The sequence below is a fragment of the Paenibacillus sp. LK1 genome (assembly GCF_002750415.1).
GTDB lineage: Bacteria > Bacillota > Bacilli > Paenibacillales > Paenibacillaceae > Paenibacillus > Paenibacillus taichungensis.
The window spans coordinates 348,246-369,703 of sequence record NZ_PEII01000007.1 but is presented as its reverse complement, the minus strand read 5'-3'; the positions used below and the strand labels follow the sequence as shown (position 1 = coordinate 369,703).

At 47.6% G+C, this 21,458-nt stretch carries 11 protein-coding genes; all 11 read right to left on the bottom strand.

Annotated features, from left to right (window positions below):
• Window positions 1–141: 141 nt before the first annotated feature.
• The gene (locus CS562_RS17960; RefSeq protein ID WP_099857654.1) at window positions 142–5,127 is read right to left on the bottom strand and encodes a fibronectin type III domain-containing protein; all 4,986 of its coding nucleotides are present in this window, start codon (window positions 5,125–5,127) and stop codon (window positions 142–144) included.
• Between the two features lie 315 nt (window positions 5,128–5,442).
• Entirely contained in the window at window positions 5,443–5,925 is a 483-nt protein-coding gene (locus CS562_RS17955) for a ComF family protein (protein WP_099857652.1), read from the bottom strand.
• A gap of 728 nt (window positions 5,926–6,653) precedes the next feature.
• Entirely contained in the window at window positions 6,654–8,546 is a 1,893-nt protein-coding gene (locus CS562_RS17950) for a helicase-related protein (protein ID WP_099857650.1), read from the bottom strand.
• 563 nt (window positions 8,547–9,109) lie between these two features.
• Window positions 9,110–9,523: a hypothetical protein gene (locus CS562_RS17945; RefSeq protein WP_125477297.1), complete on the bottom strand. Its 414-nt coding sequence runs from the start codon at window positions 9,521–9,523 to the stop codon at window positions 9,110–9,112.
• 292 nt (window positions 9,524–9,815) lie between these two features.
• Window positions 9,816–10,538, bottom strand: coding sequence for a response regulator transcription factor (locus tag CS562_RS17940; protein WP_063567747.1), 723 nt, complete (start codon window positions 10,536–10,538; stop codon window positions 9,816–9,818).
• 4 nt (window positions 10,539–10,542) lie between these two features.
• Window positions 10,543–11,703 carry a sensor histidine kinase gene (locus CS562_RS17935; protein WP_024631628.1) on the bottom strand — a complete coding sequence of 387 codons (1,161 nt, stop codon included), beginning with the start codon at window positions 11,701–11,703 and terminating at the stop codon, window positions 10,543–10,545.
• A gap of 47 nt (window positions 11,704–11,750) precedes the next feature.
• A complete protein-coding gene (locus tag CS562_RS17930) occupies window positions 11,751–14,474 on the bottom strand; it encodes a stalk domain-containing protein (RefSeq protein ID WP_099857648.1) in 2,724 nt (907 codons plus the stop codon).
• Window positions 14,475–15,068: 594 nt separating this feature from the next.
• Window positions 15,069–18,800 (bottom strand): Ig-like domain-containing protein, encoded by a 3,732-nt coding sequence (locus CS562_RS17925; protein WP_180287173.1) that lies wholly within the window; start codon window positions 18,798–18,800, stop codon window positions 15,069–15,071.
• Window positions 18,801–19,006: 206 nt separating this feature from the next.
• The gene (gene metK / locus CS562_RS17920; protein ID WP_063567744.1) at window positions 19,007–20,209 is read right to left on the bottom strand and encodes a methionine adenosyltransferase; all 1,203 of its coding nucleotides are present in this window, start codon (window positions 20,207–20,209) and stop codon (window positions 19,007–19,009) included.
• 257 nt (window positions 20,210–20,466) lie between these two features.
• Window positions 20,467–20,739 (bottom strand): alpha/beta-type small acid-soluble spore protein, encoded by a 273-nt coding sequence (locus CS562_RS17915; protein WP_099857644.1) that lies wholly within the window; start codon window positions 20,737–20,739, stop codon window positions 20,467–20,469.
• 137 nt (window positions 20,740–20,876) lie between these two features.
• Window positions 20,877–21,446, bottom strand: coding sequence for a hypothetical protein (locus CS562_RS17910; RefSeq protein ID WP_099857642.1), 570 nt, complete (start codon window positions 21,444–21,446; stop codon window positions 20,877–20,879).
• Window positions 21,447–21,458 lie beyond the last annotated feature (12 nt).

Genomic DNA, 21,458 nt, shown 5'->3' with positions numbered 1-21,458 from the left:
CGCCCCTCTCAAACTTCCTCTTCCGAATGGATAATAACTATACATTACCTTATTTTCTCACTTCAAGTCCATAGCCTCTTTGCGAATAAAAAAGGGGTATAGGGTGCATGTATGCGCAACCTATACCCCTGATCTAAATCCTTAATTCAATGTTTTGATGCTTAGTACAGAAGTCCATGCACTTATATTTTGATCGTTCAGTGCACGAATGCGATATTTATGAAGGCTTGATGGAAGCAAATCGGAATGAACAAAGGTTGTATCATTTATAGTCGCTACGATTTGACCATCTGCTTCAATTTCATATGAAGAGGCACCGTTCACTGCATCCCATGTTAATACAATACCCGTTCTGTCTGAGGTGCCTTTCAATACTGGGGTGCTCAATTGTGTTGTTCCTTTAATCAAATCACTCCATGTCCCTACCCCAGCTGCATTCTTCGAGCGGATGCGGAAGGTGTGATCCGTGTTGGCTGTAAGACCACTTTTCGTGAAGGCAGTAGCAGTTGTGGATAATACGGTGCCATCTATCTCCAGATCGTAACCAGTTGCTCCAGTTACTGCGTTCCATTTCAAAGCTATTGCCACATTCGTGACGGAGTTTATAGTGAATCCAGTAACGGAAGCAGGCAATGTGCTTTGCGTCAAAATGGCTGTCCACGCACTTGTATTGGTGTCGGTCAGCGCACGTACGCGATATTTATGTGCTGTTCCTGCGAACAGACTGCTATGCGTATATGAAGGGTTGTTCACTGCCCCCACGACCACGCCATCAGCTTCTACTTCATATTTGGTAGCGTCGGCGATTTCTGCCCACGTCAGGTTAATAACCGTTTCTTCCGATGTCGCTTTCAACACTGGGGTGTTCAATTGCGTGGTTCCACTAATCAAATCACTCCATGTTCCTACACCTGCAGCATTCTTCGAGCGTATGCGGAAAGTGTGATCTGTATTGACTGCAAGACCACTTTTCGTGTAGGCAACTCCGGTGACAGCAACAACTGTTCCGTCGATCTCCAGATCGTAACCAGTTGCTCCGGTTACTGCGTTCCATTTCAAAGCTATTGCTGCATTCGTTACCGAGCTAATAGTCAATCCGCTCACGGATGCTGGAATTGTACTTTGTGTCAAAATGGCTGTCCACGCACTTGTGTTGGTATCGGTCAGAGCACGTACGCGATATTTATGCGCTGTTCCTGCGAGCAAGCTGCTGTGCGTATACGATGGTTCGTTCACGATCCCCACGACCACGCCATCGGCCTCTACCTCATATTTCGTAGCGTCGGCGATTTCTGCCCATGTCAGATTAATAGCCGTTTCTTCCGATACAGCTTTCAATACTGGTGTGTTCAATTGCGTGGTTCCGCTAATTAAATCACTCCATGTTCCTACGCCAGCAGCATTCTTGGAACGGATGCGGAAGCTGTGATCTGTATTGGCTGCGAGACCACTCTTCGTGTAGGCAACGCCAGTAACAGCGACAACTGTACCGTCGATCTCCAACTCGTAACCTGTCGCTCCAGTTACTGCATTCCATTTTAAAGCTATTGCCGTATTGGTTACGGAGTTTAAAGTGAATCCAGTAACGGAAGCAGGCAACGTGCTTTGCGTCAAAATGGCTGTCCACGCACTTGTGTTGGTATCGGTCAGAGCACGTACGCGATATTTATGCGCTGTTCCTGCGAGCAAGCTGCTGTGCGTATACGATGGTTCGTTCACGATCCCCACGACCACGCCATCGGCCTCTACCTCATATTTCGTAGCGTCGGCGATTTCTGCCCATGTCAGATTAATAGCCGTTTCTTCCGATACAGCTTTCAATACTGGTGTGTTCAATTGCGTGGTTCCGCTAATTAAATCACTCCATGTTCCTACGCCAGCAGCATTCTTGGAACGGATGCGGAAGCTGTGATCTGTATTGGCTGCGAGACCACTCTTCGTGTAGGCAACGCCAGTAACAGCGACAACTGTACCGTCGATCTCCAACTCGTAACCTGTCGCTCCAGTTACTGCATTCCATTTTAAAGCTATTGCCGTATTGGTTACGGAGTTTAAAGTGAATCCAGTAACGGAAGCAGGCAACGTGCTTTGCGTCAAAATGGCTGTCCACGCACTTGTGTTGGTATCGGTCAGAGCACGTACGCGATATTTATGCGCTGTTCCTGCGAGCAAGCTGCTGTGTGTGTACGAAGGTTCATTCACTGTCGCTACTACCACACCATCGGCTTCTACTTCATATTTCGTAGCGTCGGCGATTTCTGCCCACGTCAGGTTAATGGTCGTCTCTTCCGATGCGGCTTTCAAAACTGGTGTATTTAATAATGTGGTTCCGTTAATCAAATCGCTCCATGCTCCTACACCTGCAGCATTCTTCGAACGGATGCGGAAGGTGTGATCTGTGTTGGCTGCAAGACCACTCTTCGTGTAGGCAGTAGCAGTAGTGGATACTAACATGCCATCAATCTCCAGGTCATATCCCGTAGCTCCAGTTACTGCGTTCCATTTCAAAGCTATTGCTGCATTCGTTACCGAGCTAATAGTCAGTCCGCTCACGGAAGCTGGAATTGTGCTTTGCGTCAAAATGGCTGTCCACGCACTTGTGTTGGTATCGGTCAAAGCACGTACACGATATTTATGTGCTGTTCCTGCCAGTAAGCTGCTATGCGTGTACGAAGGTTCGTTCACTATCGCTACTACGCCATCAGCCTCTACTTCATATTTCGTAGCGTCGGCGATTTCTGCCCATGCCAGGTAAATGGTCGTCTCTTCCGATGCGGCTTTCAAAACTGGTGTGTTTAATAATGTGGTTCCGTTAATCAAATTGCTCCATGCTCCTACACCTGCAGCATTCTTCGAACGGATGCGGAAGGTGTGATCTGTGTTGGCTGCAAGACCACTCTTCGTGTAGGCAGTAGCAGTAGTGGATACTAACATGCCATCAATCTCCAGGTCATATCCCGTAGCTCCAGTTACTGCGTTCCATTTCAAAGCTATTGCTGCATTCGTTACCGAGCTAATAGTCAGTCCGCTCACGGAAGCTGGAATTGTGCTTTGCGTCAAAATGGCTGTCCACGCACTTGTGTTGGTATCGGTCAAAGCACGTACACGATATTTATGTGCTGTTCCTGCCAGTAAGCTGCTATGCGTGTACGAAGGTTCGTTCACTATCGCTACTACGCCATCAGCCTCTACTTCATATTTCGTAGCGTCGGCGATTTCTGCCCATGCCAGGTAAATGGTCGTCTCTTCCGATGCGGCTTTCAAAACTGGTGTGTTTAATAATGTGGTTCCGTTAATCAAATTACTCCATGCTCCTACACCTGCAGCATTCTTCGAACGGATGCGGAAGGTGTGATCTGTGTTGGCTGCAAGACCACTCTTCGTGTAGGCAACGCCGGTGACAGCGACAACTGTGCCGTCGATTTCAAGATCGTATCCAGTGGCTCCAGTTACAGTTGTCCATTTTAACGCTATAGCCGTATTGGTTACAGAGTTCACTGTTAGTCCTGCAACAGAACCTGGTAGCGTATTTTGACTCAGTACGGCTGTCCACGCACTTGTATTGGTATCTGTCAAAGCACGCACACGGTATTTATGAGCTGTACCCGGTGTGAGTCCGGTATGCGTAAATGTCGGATCTACAACAATACCAGCAATTACTCCATCGGCTTCCACTTCATATGAAGTAGCACCCTCAATAGAAGGCCAAACGAGAATAATTTCTTCCTGTGAAGGACTTGATTTTAATACAGGTGTGCTCAATTGAGTTGACACGGTTAACAGATCAGACCAACTGCCTGCCCCTCCTGTATTTTTTGGTCTCAACCGGAAAGTATGTTCTGTATTAGGAATGAGTCCTGTTTTGCTATATGTGGTACCAGTCACAGCCACGATGTTACCGTCAATCTCCAAATCATAGCCCGTCGCACCTTTTACAGCGGTCCAGGATAGTGCAACTTTATTAAATGTTGCTTCTGTTACTTTCAAACCACTGACGGAGTCCGGAACTACCAGTTGCGTTATTGTTTTACTCCAGTCGCTCTCATTGTTGGAGGACAGAGCTTTTAGCGTGTACGTATGACTTGAATTTGCTGCGAGACCCTCATGCTCATACGATGTCACATGGCCAAGCTCGATAGGCTGCTCATCATCAATTTTTAATTGATAATGAGTAGCTTGGTCAACTGCATTCCACTGGATAATATTTTTACCTTCCTGGGAGCTTGCCGAAATCACCGGTTGTTGGAGCAAGGTTTTGATCTCATACAAAGGGCTCCATTCACTTGTACCTATTGAATTTAGAGCACGTACTCTATAGGAATACAACGTATCAGGCAATAGTGAATTGCTGCCAAAGGTTGTCCCATAGTAAGGCCCCTTAATGATTCCATTCTCCTCAATTTCATATTGCACGGCTTGCTGCGCATGCTGCCATATCAAGTTAACTGTATTTTCACTTTGTTTTCCTGTGACCCCAGCCGGAATAGAAGGGATGTTGCTAATCGTCACCGGGTCTACCAGCTGTTTGGTAAAAGAAGCCGGTTCCGCTTTGCGTGTATAATACGGGTTCAGTTCAGAATAGAAGTCCACTACCTCCCCCGTATCCGCATTAACGACCAAACTTAACTGCCTAACATCATAATTGTATACATCAACCGGTGTAAGCTGACCCAGAACATTATAGTTCGAGATCGTCCATTGCCCCACTTCCATGCCGGATTGTCTATACGTCATCTCAGTGAAGTAATCACGAACTTTACTTAGATCAATAAGAAATGCATTGTCGATCTGTCCAGTATACTTGGATGTATACGAGCCGAAACTTATATTCGTAATATCACTGGTAAATCCCAAGATGGACTGCCTTCTTGTAAAAGAGTAACCTGTTGTTGAAATATTGTAGGATCTAACCCAACTGAGATTAACATCTCTCTGGTTCACCTGTAATTTACCGTTGTTATTCGTCATTACATATTGATAATCATTACTTGATGAAACAATACCATTACTCGTTGCGGCATCAGCACGGTTCCCCCCGTACACGCCAAACTGTCCGAATACCAGCATTAGCACCAGTAAACGGACGGTCCATAAGTAAAACCCATTTTTTCTTTTTCCTGCAACCACCGTTGTTCTCCCCTTCAAAAGATATGTTGTGCCACTCCCTGTGCTGTCACCAATGGTGAACGGCAGAACTATCTATTCTACACGGCAGAACAAATTCCTCTTTTTTACATGTAAAATTATTCTTGTCTAATTCATGTTCAAGGTTTCTTCAAACAACTAACATCCAAATCATATGCATGTATATGAAAATCCATAATAGTGATGACGCTGTACATACAAGAACGTACTTTCTCTTTTCTATATAAAAGATATTAATTATTATCATCATATAATTTGAGTATGATAGCCATTTATTAAGTAATATTCATATTCCGGTCAGGATCTGGCCAAAGTCAGCGTGTAAATTTCGATTGGAATGTTCAAGGAATATCCAGCGTTCAAGATCACCTGTCCGCAAGCATCCAAGGTGCTACCGGTTGTGTAAATATCATCAAGCATCAGCAAGCGTAAGGGACCAATTTCCCAACCTTGTTTTGTTGGTCTGAAATTCGAAGAGGCTCCTTGAATCGTAGATGAATTAGCTGGCTGTGAATGCATCTCCTTTTGCGCGAATTGAGAGTTGGCTTGATAGAGGTCATATATCAACTCCAGTCCATCCGGCTGCATTGCAAATGCATCTTGCATGGTCTGAATACGCTCGCCGCGTGTTTTGAAGCTTTGTTTGGTCGTGTTGATCCGACGCTGGAGCAGATCAACAACAGGTAGCCGGACGGCTGCGGCAAGTCCTGCTGCGAGCCGCTCGGCCTGGTTGAAGCCGCGCTCGGCAAGACGTTCGTTGCTGACGGGGACATAGGTCACCGCGTCTGGCCGCCATCGCGGCTTGTTGTTTTGGAGCAGCGACTGGCGGCTGAGGGTCGCTGCTCCGGTAAGAGCGTGCGTGTAGTACGCGTCTGAGCTGTGGTTGTTGTGTTGCGCGTGTATATGCACAGGCGCTAACGCGGTAGGTAAGTGAACGGGCGCGGGCGTTGTTACGCGCCCGTTAGTTCGGTGAATGAGTGCGTTTGTTGTCGCGCTCGAGCCGGGTGGGTGTGAACCAACATCCACCTGGTATTGAGCAGGCGTGGCGGGATGAGCCACGGGAGTCAGGGTCTCTTTTGCCACAACAGGGTTGAGTTCTTCACTCATTGCTTGAAATGCTTGAACAGTAAGAGCCGTTAACAGTGGCGCGTATCGCTCGTGGCCTCTGAATTTGTATATCCCAATCCATTCCTTCATTAAAGCGTTATACTGGACGGCGCTGCGGTTGCATATGAAAGAACGGTTTTGCATGTGTGGGCGGACGCAGTCCGGGCAGCCGATCCCTCGACCACAACGCAGACAGCGAATGGAACGAATCCATGGAATTTGCTGCACACAACGCGGACAGATGCCGGGGTAGATCGGAGACAATATCGCTCGTGTACCACAGGTTAGACAAGTCGCTCCGGGTGGAGCGAGCAATCCATGCAGGCGATGGGTGAGTTGGTGCACGTGGTCTGTTATGCTGCTTAGCCAGTTCGACATTAGGTTGTTGCCTCCCTCAGTATCTATTGGTGTGTTGGCGGGTGAAGGTAGCCTTTGCGTTTTGCGATGGTGTTCATTTTTTGGATCTGGGCCACCGCTTTCACCTGGGAACGCGTACGACGGGATGATGCGAAGACGACTCTTCCTGCTGGATCATCCATAGATCGACCCGCTCTACCCGCCATCTGTACCAGAGAAGCTTCGTCAAAGAGACCATTATCCGCATCCAAAATAAATACATCGCTACGTGGAATGGTGACGCCCCGCTCCAAGATAGTGGTGGTCACGAGCAAACGTATGGTCCGTTCACGAAACGCAATCACTTTGCTCGCGCGGTCCGGATCTTGGGATGATGTTCCTTCGATATGGATGTGTGGAAACATGCGACGCATGAGATGTACAAACTCCTCGATCTGAGCGATCCGTGTCACAAATACAAATACCTGAGCTTCCCGCAGCAAGGAGGTTTGAATACTCTTTTTTAGTGTTGTGGGCAGCTCCCGCTTCCGAATACACTCGGCGACGGTAGGCATTTTCAGTAACCACGGTACGGGTAAAGGGTGGCGGTGGAAGCGGACCGGAACTTTGGCGTGAGTGAGTTTCCCTTGCGCTGCTTTCCGCTGTAGCCTAGCTGGCGGAGTAGCGGACAGGTACACAAAATGACCATCAGGCTTGCATGAGGACGCCGCCGCATGAGCGAGCATGGGATCATTATGGTAGGGAAATGCGTCGAGTTCATCGATAATAACCAGATCGAATGCCTGGTAAAAACGCATCAGTTGGTGCGTGGTCGCGAGTGTGAGCTGTGCGTCTTTCCAGCGCTCGGTGCTGCCTCCGTATAGCGTAGCGAGTGAGATGTCGGGGAACGCCTTCGCCAGACGAGGGGCGAGCTCCAGCACGACATCCCGGCGCGGCGTAGCAACAAGCGCTCGTCCACCTCGCTCCAATATGTATTGGAGCAAAGGGAATATCATCTCGGTTTTACCGGCCCCGGTCACGGCCCACAGCAAAAACCGCCCCGGCCCATCCCCTGCGGATGGCTGGGCCAAAAACGCCAGCGCCGCGGCAGCAGCCGCGCGCTGCGCAGGGCTAAGTCCCCACCGGGCAAGTCCGCCCTCGGTGGGGGCAACGGCCGTGCCACGCTGCGATGCATCGCGTGGCACGCCCCCTGGCGCTGCGCTACGCAGCAGCAGCGCACAGGCACGGCTGCGCCCCAGCGCGAGGCAAGCCTCGCAGTAGGCGCAAGCCGCCAGGCCGCAGGCAGCGCAGGGCACGCGCTGCCCGGCAAAGCTGCCGCATCGGCGGCAGCGAGGCGCGCTGTGCGCGCGACCAAGCCAAGCGAGGCGTTGCCGCTGCGTGGCAGGCCCTTCCAGGGCGGCTGTTATGCTCAGCCGCCCACGCAGGTGCGCGAGCTGTGCAGCCGCGCGCCAAACCGAGGCAAGCTGCGGCGACGTGTCCGCCAGCATCGCCTCTGCCTCGGCCGCCAGCAATTGGCGGCCGCGAAGTCGCTCAGCCAGCAGGGCCGCGCCCCGCTCCAGCTGAGCCCACTCCCCTGCGGGATAAGGCTCAGGCATCCCGCCCACCTCCGTACCTCTTTCTGCGCCAATCCCCGCTTTGCCCGCCATCTCTCCCCTAGCCTCCAGTTCCCCGGAAGCCCGCTCGTACTTTTCCAGTTTGCCCTGCATATGCGCCTGCCAGTGTTCCTCTCCCCACTGATCCATCCCCCGCTCCACCTCAAAATTCTCTACCATCCAAGATGCCTGACTTAAAGGCAGCTCCCTGCCTAACAGCAACCATCGCAACACCCGCTGTCCGCTCCCCCCCTCAAGCCACCACGCTACATCCACTCGGACATCCAGTGACAGCATCATCTTCCACTCTTCTCTCACTCGGCACACATACAACCCAACCTTCATCTGCTCTCCTCCCTCATTCTCCATGTCCCGAAACGCAAAAAAGCACATGCCAACCGACTATTCGTCGGAGCATGTGCTTCATGTCCATATCTCATTTATTCACTATCCATTTGTATTATCACTATATCAATTATGCAGTTGTCCCACAAGTCGTGTAGTTTCCAAAAGCAATCGTTACGATCATTTTACCCATTCAATGAGTAGCGATAATCTTTCTTTGATCATGCGAAACTTTTTCCAATCTACATCGTCTATACTTTTAACTTAAGAGTTCTGATTTCAAAAAGGTTCTTGCTGCGATCCCTGCAAGTCTCCAACAGGGACAATAACCATAGATTGCATAAAAACCCATATTTAATTTAACAGCAAGCTTGGCTACAATGACAAAAAAAGACTACAGCATAAGCTGTAATCTTTAACCTCGAACATGATGAAATTCACGCTTATTTTGGCAAGCAAGTATGACTTCATTTGAAAGTGCATTCTGACTGATGACACGCTTTAGCCAGTCTGTCTCAGCAGCTTGCACGATGAATGAGCACAACTGTTGCAAAAAAAAGCATCTATTGCTTTGGCTCACGCAAATCGATAAGGCGAATAGAATGACTCCCGGTTTGATTCCACTGTTCCATATCAGTAGGGACAGCGGACAAGTAGGATAACTCCATTCCTTGCCTAAGCATAAGCTTCTCAATAATACGAACCGTTTCGGCTTCCGTACGATCAGCGACAACCGTCAATGTGAAGCTCTTTCCACGGTAAAATAATTCCCGGCAAAGCGCTCTTACAATGCCTTCTATCCGCTGCTCCTGATTGGAAGGAATGAGCATAATCTGCTCGTAGCCCTCGGGGTCCGGACGGGAAAGATGGCGCTGGTGCATGGCATGAACGGCCATTGCCGCCAGGAAGTATATGAGCAGAATCATAGTCAGATGAGCAACCATGGCAACTGCACCTCCTCGGAAGGTCATGCTCACCCATGGCGAACATCCCTGTATACAGCAGTATATGCTGCATTCCCCGAAGGGTTACACTTGCAAATCCTAAAGCGCATATTCCATTCTGATCGACACCGGACGAAGAAGACAGGCCAGGTCGTTCACTCATTCATGCCGAAGCTTGAACATAAGTTCGCCTAACTTCATACTTTGCTCATTTGCAGTAATAAAGTCCATTAACCCGCTAACCAGTCCAACATTCTGGAATGGGCGCGAGTAAACAGAATCCTATAATTGCTATAATCCAACTGCATCTAAATACAATCGTATATTAGAGGGTAACCCAACCATATTTGATCGAGTTGATAACCGCTTGTGTACGATCGTCCACTTCCATCTTCTGCAGAATACTGCTGACATGGTTTTTTACTGTTTTCTCACTGATGAACAGGAACTCACCAATCATTTTATTGCTCTTACCTTCAGCCATCAGACGCAATACTTCAGCCTCACGACGAGTAAGCGGATTATTGTCGCCAGCGACAAATTTAACGCCTGCTTCCTTCGAAGCTCCTTCGCTCATTGCCCCTGTCTCATTAAGGTACGTCATACGACGCAACTGCATGATCAGTTTGCCAGTTACTTTAGGGTGGATGAATGCATGCCCTTCATGAACAGAACGAATCGCATTGATCAGGGACTCGGCCTCCATATCTTTCAACAGGTAGCCATTAGCACCTTTTCGCAGCGTCTCGAACACATAACTCTCATCATCATGAATAGACAAGATAATGACTTTGACATCTGGGAACAGCTCACGCAATTTCTCCGTCGCTTCAACCCCGTTTTCCACAGGCATGTTGATGTCCATCAATACGATGTCCGGTTTATCCTGATTACAGAATTCGAGCACCTGAATCCCATCGCCGCATTCGCCGATGACCTCAATGTCGTCCTCCATATTTAAAATGCGTTTCAGACCTTCACGGAACAGCTGATGATCATCAGCCAAAAGAACTTTAATTGATGTCTTTCCAGTATCACGGTTTTCCATCCTGCTACTCCTTTCCCTTATCCACGTTTGTCGGGATATGAATCACTATTTTGGTTCCTTGATTTTCCGCGGACTCGATCTCTATTCTTCCTTCTAACAGTTCAACCCGCTCTCTCATCCCAATCAGACCGAAGTGGGTATGATCCTTGCTCTTCTTCGCAAGAAGCTCCGGTTTGAACCCAAGCCCATTGTCCTGCACGACAATCTTAACGAGCTGAGCCTGGTATGTAATTTCCACTACAACATAAGTGGGATAAGCATGCTTCGCAGCATTGGACAGACCTTCCTGCACGAGGCGGTAAATAGCAGCCTCCATTGCCGAAGACAAACGGTGTTCCTTGCCTCTCGTTTCAAAAAGCGAGCGGATTTTTGTTTTTTCTTCAAAATCCTGCACGTACTTCCGAAGCGTTGGAATCAATCCCAGGTCATCCAGTGCCATAGGACGCAAATTGAAAATAACTTTTCTCATTTCTCCAAGACTCGAACGAACCTGGCCCTTCAAATCTACTATTTCGGCCTGGACCATCTTAAAATCCTGCTTTATGAGCATTCTTTCTACAATTTCCGTCCTAAGTACTAGATTTGCGAGCATCTGCGCAGGTCCGTCATGGATCTCACGGGCAATACGTTTCCGCTCTTCTTCCTGGGCCAAAATTATTTTCAAACCAATCATTTGTCGATTTTTGGCGGATTCAATGATGCGGGTCACTTGACCCAGCTCACCCGACAGATACTCCAGTACAACCCCCATCTGGGAACCGATCGTCTCGGCGCGCTCCACGGAAGCTTCCACATTTTTGGCACGCTTCTGCAGATCATCCCGACGGGCTTTCAGATACATTTCCTTCTCACGGTAAATCATCAGATCCAGCTGTAACTGCGTCGCTTTCTCATACGCCTGCTTGATATCATGCTCGGAATAACGGACGAAGTCGCGGCTAACCTCAGTTAGCCGGATCCGAGAGCGGCGGTAGTTCAGCTCCAATTGATCTACTTTCTCGATCGTTTCCGCCGTCTCTTTCAAAACCGACTTCAATTCCTCGTTCAGCGTTTTTAGCTCATTCCGAGTCGAGTCCATAATCTCAAACATTTGATATTTACTGTTTTCCATGACTTGTATGGCGTTTTTTATGACGCGGTCTATGGCATCGGCTTGTAAATCCACGTTTGTTCGACTCCATTTCTATCGTTTCCGGTATATATCATACCATATCACGATGAGATGGTAACGGTCTTCGTGTTCTGTTCCCATTTTACAGTCAGTCCAAGCTGCTCCGAAACGAGTCTAAGAGGGACTAAAGTCCTACCACCAGATACGTAAGGTGCTACTGTTGCACTTTGTCTTTTGCCATTGATGATGAATTCTTTCTGGCCTACAACCAGATCAATCAACTTGCCGCCACGTACAACGGTAATCCGTTGATTTTTGCTATCCCAGCTCGCCTGCCCGCCAAAAGCATCCAATACGTGCTTGATTGGGACATATGTTGTACCATTTTTCAGTACTGGCGCAGCATCGATTGCTTTTTTCGTTCCGTTTACGGTCATGGATTTTTGTCCAAGCACGAGCGAAGCAGTTCCTGTAGGCAAGCCCACTTCGCTGGATTTCGATGGCATGGTGAAAGCAATGTTGTCAAAAGCAACCGTGCCTGTCTTCGCACGCTCATCCTGACCTTCTTCCACATTCACCACATAAACCCGTTTCAGCTTCGCTGGATAAGAAATATTCAGCCCATTCAGGTCCACATTCAGCTTTTTCCAACCATCCCAATCAATCGCCTTAGCGAGATCGGCATATACCGTTTTGCCATTGGCATCGGTAAATTCGGCACGTAGCCAGTTCAGGCTCTTATCTCCCATAACATCCATCGACATGGATGTCGCAGTTGCAGATACCTCTTTGCCAGTGGAACCGTTCAATTGGGCATATGCATACATTTTCCCTATTCCTGCGGTCATGTCATAGCTCAGCTGCAGCACCTTGGAGCCAGCCTTTTCACCTGTTCCTGTTGTCACGGAAGCCGATCCAGTTACACCTGATGCGTTAGTCGTGAAGTTGATCGGGTAGCTTACATTCTCGAAGTTCTCCCATATCGTTTCACTTGCCGCAGCGGAAAGCACAACCACCGTGCTGTAGCCGTCATAACGACCGATCGCATAGCCAACTTGAGCGCCGGAGTTCACGGAGGATACAGTTAATTGGTCTGCAACCACTTTACCTTTGAAACCAATAAATTCCCAAGTTAGCGAGTCCGCCGGAACCGTTACACTTTGTCCGTCTTTGGTCTTCGCCGTTACCGGAATGGAAATCGTTGTGCCCGCTTGAAGCGATCCCAAGCCAGATCCGGCTGTCAGTGAAGCCAGTTCACTTCCGCCCAACACGGTAACTTTAATGGAAGATGAAGCACCGTTACTTGTTGCAGTCAGCGTCGCTGTACCTGGTTTCACACCTTTAATCGTTCCATTGCTTACACTCACGATGCCGTTGTTGCTCGATTTCCATGTCATCTTGATATCGCCTGTCGCAATCGGGTTATAGTAAGTGTCATATCCTTTGGCTGTATACTTGCCCTCTTGCCCTACCAGCAACGTTTGGCTGCCACTCACGGCAAAGCCTTTCAGCTTACCTTCTGGAGCCGTAGAGAACACGCCCAGCGTGTTTACGACCTGACGCTGCTCTGTACCGTACTCTGTGTTGAACGTAAGCCCTGCTGTCTCCTCGCCAAGCGGACGAGTTACCATCGTTGTGGAGCCGCCTCCGTCCAGATTCATGCCTTTCCATACACCAATGCTGGTCATGAAGGATTGCAGTTCTGTCAGCGACAAACCGCTGCTGTTACTGTTTTTCTCCGCTGCAATAATGTAGACATAACGACCATCTTGAGAGTAGCCAACTGCCGTTCTCGCACGAATGCCGCCGATACCGGAAGCAGCAATATCGCGTGAAAAGGTAGCCGCCTTGCCACCATTCACCAGAATGGTATGTCCACCGATCATCATCTGCAGATTGCTTGGATCAACGGTCTCCCCCGTCGTTTTGGCTTTCAACTTGTAATCCGCATTCAGCGTCTGGCCTACCGCCAAGTGAGTCATAATCCATGTCGCTGCCGTTCCATGCGCACGCAAAATGTACCCATCTGCCGGTACCGTCATGTTTAACGCTTTTTTATCCGAAATTTGGGTTATTACGCCGTTCTGCACAAGTACCTCAGTTGGTGTTGTGGAAGGATCATTTGGCCGCTTCGTTGACGTCCAAGCCGGTGTATAAATATACATTGAATTGGCATGACTGTACTTCACCGAGCTCGATTCGACCGTGTAGTCCTCTTTATTTATCCCACGCAAAGCAAACGTTGAACCATCATCTGCCTTCACTGTGCCATCGAATGAATATTCATCAATCATTGGCTTGCCGTCCTTGGTTACGGTGAGGGCATACATCCCTGACAGTTCGGATGGAGTAGATACGAGGACCCCATCCGAGACCTGTCCACCGATTGGGGCAAGTTCCCCGGATACATTGAAATAATCGCCGTTCACGGCGGCTACTGCACCATTTTCCTTAGCCATGCCACCCGTGCTTTGTTTACTATTCAGATTGCCACCCTTGCCTGTCATGACATCCAGCTTCACATAGGGATTTTGCAAATCCACTTGAATGACATCTGCCAGTACGTTCACCTTTGAGCCGGAACGTGTCGTTGTATAATTGTATTTCATCAACTTCGCACCCGAAGTCAGAATTTCTTCACTTAGTTTGCTTGTTGTTGTAGAGGCTGCTGCAGCCACCGACTGCCATGAACTTCCTGACCACACCAGTTGTCCCGCTCCCAGAACCGGTGCAATCCAGATCACGCCTGCCAGTGTCACAATCGCCCATTTCTTCGCCTTGCTACCCTTAACGTCGTTCAGCCGTTTCCCTTGTTTCCCCAGCATGTTTGAAACGTCTCTCCCATCTTGTATATCAATCTTAGATATCACGATCTCTCCCACGTGGCAGCAGATAGCGAGATTTCTAGTATACTCTTCTATTAATAGACTACTTTTTGTGGAAAAAGTTACGCCCCGAGCCTGAATTCAGGTATTTATTGGGTTACGCGACATCCTATTGTTTTGTTATACGTTTTTACAGTCAAAAAATAAACTTCAGTTATGCTCGATTTAGCACAACCAAAGTCTATTTGGAGTAGATCTAGCTGTTGAAACAATTGATGTAACCAAATCAACGTTAGTTTCTACATTTAGGAATGTTGAAGCTAATATTTACGGTGACGGTTTTGAAATGATAAATTCACCAATAATTGTTGTTCCATCTTTCTCGTACACAGGTATACTTCGATCCATCTTCTGCTGGCTCTGCCATTGCAACGCTTCTTCAGGGGTTCTGTGATCTGGTCCAAGACCAGAACTATCTAGTATTAAATATAAAAAAGGACCATTTCAAGAAATAAATTTCCTTGAAATGGTCCAGCATGTTACTTTCGTTATCATGACTATTCTTGGATTGCACTATTGCAATATCACTTCGTTTTACAAGTATCCTAACTTATCCAACACACGCTTCAACATTACCGCTGCTTGTGCACGAGTAGCATTACCTTGAGGGACAAACGTTTTTGACGTCATACCTTGGATGATTCCTTCTTGCACTGCTTTGGCGACAGAATCCTTGGATTGGATTTTGTTGCTATCCTTGAACTTCGATAATGTTGAGGAAGCTGAAGATTGGAGTGAGACCGTTTTTCCACCATAATTCATGGCACGAACCATCATAATGGACATCTGTTCACGGGTAATTGGACGGTCTGGCTTAAAGGTACCATCCGTATTCCCTGTGATGATTCCTGCTTCAGCAGCTGCACCGATATAAGCACTCGTTGTGCCACCGCCCAAAACATCACGGAAACGACCTGCTGCTGTTTGGTTCCCCGGCAGCCCCAATCCTCTAGCTACTAATTCAGCAAATTCTGCACGTGTAATATTCTGATTCGGTCCATAGAAAGAACCGTTCGGCGTACCGATAATCCATTTGGCAGAAAGCTCTTTAATGACTGCACTAGCCCAGTGGGATGATGTATCCTGGTAGTTTACAATATGTGTAACAGGAACAACCGTTTGATTGCCATTCAACTGTCCTTGGATAACCACACCATTGATCGTGGTTTTAAACGAACTAGGCACGTTAGATAGGATAAATGTACCTGGATCCATATAGGTTAGCCCTGAAGTTGTCGTCGGTGTTTTCAGTGGCAATTGTATAGCGAGCAGGCTTTTAATGTTCTGCTCCACACGTAGGTTGTTATTTCCGTTAAATGCAGATAAGTATATATTCGTATTATTGCCTAACTTCTGTGCGCCTGCAGCTAGTAACAAGCCATCCAATGTACCTGATCCGGATACCGGTACTGTCTCGATCTGCACGTAAAGATAGGAAGAACCTACACTCGTTGATCCCCCCACGTCTTGAATCATGGAGGACACATCCAAACCAGACAGGGGAAGTGTCCATAGGCGATCACCATATTTGATTCCAATTGAACCCGTGCGATTGCTCGATGCCAACTGAGCCAGTGCGCTTAGTGGGAAGCCGACATATGCTGAAGATTCATCAGCATTCATCTCAAATACAACAGGCTGTGCCGTTTTTCCAGCTGTCCTTGCATACTCAAAGGCCTGTAGCAATTTGGCAGCATCTACGTTAAATTGGCGAGTGGAGAGATTGTTGCGAGTCATTGCTGACACATTGGTAGCCGTATCGTTACTCATGACAAGAACAGCCTGACCATAACTCGATGCATCTAATTCTGTCAACCAGGAAGGACGGCCATTCGTCTGACTGCCTGTGGAATTGCCATTTACCTGTAAGTTAAGCGGCCCGAAGGCTACAATTGTGTTATTGGATGCATCTCTTAAAGGTACGGCTCCCGGTACGTAACTAACCGTTCCCGTCTGTCCCGAGGTAGCTGAACTTGAAAGCTTCAGAGTTACTACGGAACCGGAACTTGCAGCTGAAAGTACACTTACCGTGGAACCACCAAGCTGTACATTGAACTGTGACGATGTAAGTGCTGTCTGAGCCTGAAGTGGGTCCTTAAAGTTAATGGATACGGTATCTCCCTGAAGGACAGCCGAAAGAATTTTTCCGTTTCCATAGGTGTAGGTCACTGGCGCCAAATTAATGTAACCAGCCGGGTTGCCATTCAAGTCGGTTAATCTCAATGTTCCAGGCACGTAGGATAAACTAACGTTTTGCGTACTGGAGACGGCACTTGCCAATGTTAAGGTAACCAAGTCATCCTCAATTTCTGTATCATTTACAAACACTGCCTTCCCATCTACCAATACGGAGTATTGACTCTTTAGGGGCTTGTTCGTCCTGCTCAGCGGTTCATTGTAACGAATCCATAACGTAGATCCGCTTACTTCTGCGTTTTTAAATTCGGGAGCTTTCGTATCAAGACTATTGCGTACGTAGAATCCACTAAAGCCCGCAAGTGCTTGTCCACGAGTGTCTTTTACAGGCCATGAGCCTGGTTCATACGATACTCTAACCACTTCCCCATTTTGTATGGAACGACTGAGGCTAAGTGTCACCAGAGAACTGTTGTTGGTAGAAATGCTGTTAATTCCCACCGCTGTGCCGTCAGCCGTAACACTAAACTGTCTTACAGCATCACTTGAATTGATATAGACCGTCTCTGGGTAATACAAGCTAATCGTACTATTATAAGCTGTACCTTCACGTGGTTTGGACATGATGGAATCCAGATTATTCTCCACATCTCTGGCAGAGAATGCTGCTGCAGCGTTAAAAGACAAATCTTGAATTTTACGAGTTCCTGTTCCCGGGGCGTACGCAATTCTAACAACCTGTCCTACCGCTACACCCGTGTCCAGTACAACATAGACACTATCTCCTGAGACATAGGAAGTACTCACATTCCGGTTCTCTCCGTTAACCGTGACCGTGAAGCTGGAAGCAAACGGATCAATACTTGAGAGCAACTCGTCATATGTCAAACGTATGATGCTATTGCTGTACATTTTAGCTGTCTTTAAAACTGGAGCGGTGGTATCCGAACCCAATGTCCTGAATGTCCATGAGTTTGTCCCATTCAATCCTGTAAACAAGTTTCCCGCGTTATCCCGCAGAAAGCCTCCTAATATATCCACAGTGTAGGTGGTATTGCTTGTTAGACCATTTAACGGAATAATCCGTAATTGTCGGTTGTTAGTACTGTTGAGTAATACTGTTGCGGGTATTGCAACACCATTTGCATTTTTTAATATAACCGCTCCAGTAATGTAAGCTGAGCTCAACTCTTTGCTGAATGTCACTGTAAGTTCACTCGTTAAAGAAACATTGCTTGCTCCATTAGTCGGAGATAACGAGGATACGGTTAATGCTGATGGATCAGAAGAAAACGCAGTGAAGTTCCATTCTCCTCGACTAATCCCTTTTACATCATTACCAACGCTGTCCCTTAATACCCCTTCAGGTATCACAACGGAGTATGTAGTGTTATTCGAAAAGTTGTTCGTTGGATCAATGGTGAGCGTTCTACCATTTATCACAATTCGCGGTGCACCTGCACCTATATCCAGTTCTTCAACAACTGTACTTCCTTGTAGAAGCTGAATTTTGCCTACACCCGCTGAAATACTATCACTGTAAGTCAGTTGTATGTTGGACGTAGTAGGAACAGAAACTGCTCCTAGATTGGGGAAATAGGAGGTTACCATAGCCGTTCCGATTCCCTTTGTACTAAATTTCCATTGTTGCGATGTCAGGCCTTTGACCGCAGTCCCTCCATCAGCAGTTAGCAGGGAGCCTGAATCGAATTGTACATAGTATGTTCCTCCACGTAACATTGGATGAGCAATACTTACTTCTTTTCCTACCCCTTCAACACTCTCAGGTGCATCCGGATCTGCTAGAGTTCCCTTGATCTTTACATCCGGGCTATCCATTCTAACAGTAGCCACTGGTGAATTATCCTGAAAACGTCTGATTATTACATTTCCCACAGCGTTTTCAGACTTCTTAACCGCTTCCTTGAATCGAATTACGAGCGGTGCTGCACCATCAACCTCCGTTGATCCCACCGCAGGGATTGTAGTTTCAATCAATGTGTCGTTAAATTCATCGGCGGCATACACCGTATTTGTGTCCATAAACGGGATACCTTGCCAACCTTGAATAGACATTAGCACGATTAACAGACCGATAATCCCTCTGCGAGCCGTTCTTTTTAAACTCACCGTTCCTTCCTCCTCATCCTGTTTCATTTCAACTGTCTGATGTACAGACCTCATTATGTATGTCGGTTACATTACCAATTTTATTTAGTTAAAAGGAAATAAAAGGAATATTATTACGTTTCTCCAAAGTTCTTAATGTTTGCATATAAAAAGCCCCTGATTCCATATCGGAATCAAGGACTTTATTTAAAGATCGTATCGCTAACTCACAGACCTGCTTGCTCTTTCAAAACGTCTGCTTTGTCCACTTGTTCCCAAGGTACATCCAGATCTGTACGGCCGAAATGACCATAAGCAGCCGTTTGTCTGTAAATTGGGCGACGCAGATCCAGCATACGGATGATACCAGCCGGACGAAGATCGAAGTTGTTACGTACAAGCTCAACCAATTTCTCTTCGCTGACTTTGCCTGTTCCGTATGTATCCACGTTGATCGATACCGGGTTGGCTACACCAATCGCATAAGCGAGCTGGATTTCCACTTTGTCGGCAAGACCTGCAGCAATAAGGTTTTTTGCAACATAACGAGCTGCATAAGCTGCGGAACGGTCTACTTTTGTTGGATCTTTACCGGAGAACGCGCCACCGCCGTGACGTGCATAACCGCCGTAGGTATCTACGATGATTTTACGTCCAGTCAGGCCTGCATCTCCCTGAGGTCCGCCAATAACGAAACGTCCAGTTGGGTTGATGAAATATTTAGTCTGCTCATCCAGCAATTCAGCTGGAACGACAGGCAGAATTACGTGTTCTTTGATGTCTTTTTGGATCTGCGCAAGTAGAGTCTCTTCAGCATGCTGAGTAGACACGACGATTGTATCAACACGCACCGGTTTGTCACCGTCGTATTCAATCGTTACTTGAGTTTTACCATCCGGACGGAGATATTCCAATGTACCGTTCTTACGCACTTCAGCCAAACGGCGAGCGATACGGTGGGATAATGCGATTGGCAAAGGCATGAGTTCAGGTGTTTCATTCGTTGCAAAACCAAACATCAGACCTTGGTCACCAGCACCAATGTTCTCTGTTTCGCGAGCCATTTGTTCCGGGTCACGGTTCTCCAGAGCTGCGTTAACGCCTTGTGCAATGTCAGCAGACTGCTCGTTCAGAGAAGTCAGGACTGCACAAGTATTATAGTCGAAACCGAACTTGGCACGAGTGTACCCAATTTCCTTAATCGTATTACGAACGATGGACGGAATGTCCACATATTCAGACGCGGAGCTGATCTCACCGATGACAAGCACAAGTCCTGTTGCTACGGAAACTTCGCACGCTACACGAGCGTTTGGATCATTCGCCAGGAACGCATCCAATACGGCGTCCGAGATCTGGTCGCAAATTTTATCCGGATGTCCTTCAGTTACAGACTCCGATGTGAATAGATGTCGGCCTTTAATAGACATTGAAGTTTCAACCTCCCATAACGAGTAGTATGGCGATTGCCCGAACAAAACATTTACGTTGATTCGTTCACTGTACCCTCGAAAGCTTTCCGGGCGGAATAAGGACGCAGGGTCCGCAGTTACGAAGATAAGGATTTTTCAGGTAATGGCCTCAACAAAAAATCAACCTTTCCCTAGCGGAAAAGGTTGCGTACCTCAACTGCCATCTTAACGTATTTGTCAAGACGTGTCAAACGGATTGGGATAAGGAAAACACCCTATAAGTGCTGCTGTGCCTGGCGAATCAGCCTTTTGGTAATCTCTCCACCGACCGATCCATTCTCACGGGAAGTCAGATGGCCCCAGCCTTTATACTGGCCATAGGAGTGATCACTTACATCACCCAGTTCAGAACCAAATTCGGTATCTGCACCAGCAAGTCCTCTACCGCCATATCCCACATTCAGACCAAACTCAGCGGCAATTTCATACTTCATCTGATCCAACATCTGACGACTTTCGGGTACCACTTTGCGGTTGCTTCTAGCCATGATTCCTGCACCTCCGGTTATTGGTTGTGTACAGTTATAGAGTGAGCAGGAACAAGGCTGGCTAGCCGTATTAATGTTTGTTAGAACTGGTTAATCTGAACAAATGAAATGAATAAAAAGTCTGACAAGTGCTCATCCTATTTCAGAGAATATCCACCACGTACCATGACAGTCAGGCTGTACTTGTTACCATCCAATACCGTTATACCCCGTCCATCTCTTGGAAAAGAAAGCAAGTGATTAGTCGGCGCTGTCTGACCATTCGTCAAATCAACCCCGTCCGTCAGATCAGCTACACCATTCGTACCTTCACTGACGATCACAGCTTTACCGCTACGCACAATGAACTCCGCGCCAGATGCACCGATCAGCTGTTGACCAGGCTTCACGGTTACAATCTCAACAGCATCAGAGGCGCCAGAGACCAATGGAGGTAACGATGTATCTCCACCTGTACTGCCCGAGTTGCCATTTCCCGTAGAGCCGCCGCTGTTACTACCTGATGTATTTCCAGACCCTGTGTTCATGCCTCCACCCAAAGCTTTCTGAATTTGCTGATCAACATAACTCTTCGTCACGACCGGATCATCTGCTGTTCCCGGTTGGCTAGTGCCTGCACCTATTGCTGTATTGCTGTATACTGACCCAACCCACACGCCAACACCAATCGCGAGCGCAGCCAGGGATACTTTCATATAAGGTTTCATGTGATTTATTTT

Bases quoted from the DNA above. Each gene is read 5' to 3' on its own strand.
- metK (WP_063567744.1), bottom strand. From the start codon at position 20,209: ATGTCTATTAAAGGCCGACATCTATTCACATCGGAGTCTGTAACTGAA.
- CS562_RS17940 (WP_063567747.1), bottom strand. From the start codon at position 10,538: ATGGAAAACCGTGATACTGGAAAGACATCAATTAAAGTTCTTTTGGCT.
- CS562_RS17915 (WP_099857644.1), bottom strand. From the start codon at position 20,739: ATGGCTAGAAGCAACCGCAAAGTGGTACCCGAAAGTCGTCAGATGTTG.
- CS562_RS17910 (WP_099857642.1), bottom strand. From the start codon at position 21,446: ATGAAACCTTATATGAAAGTATCCCTGGCTGCGCTCGCGATTGGTGTT.
- CS562_RS17950 (WP_099857650.1), bottom strand. From the start codon at position 8,546: ATGAAGGTTGGGTTGTATGTGTGCCGAGTGAGAGAAGAGTGGAAGATG.
- CS562_RS17930 (WP_099857648.1), bottom strand. From the start codon at position 14,474: ATGCTGGGGAAACAAGGGAAACGGCTGAACGACGTTAAGGGTAGCAAG.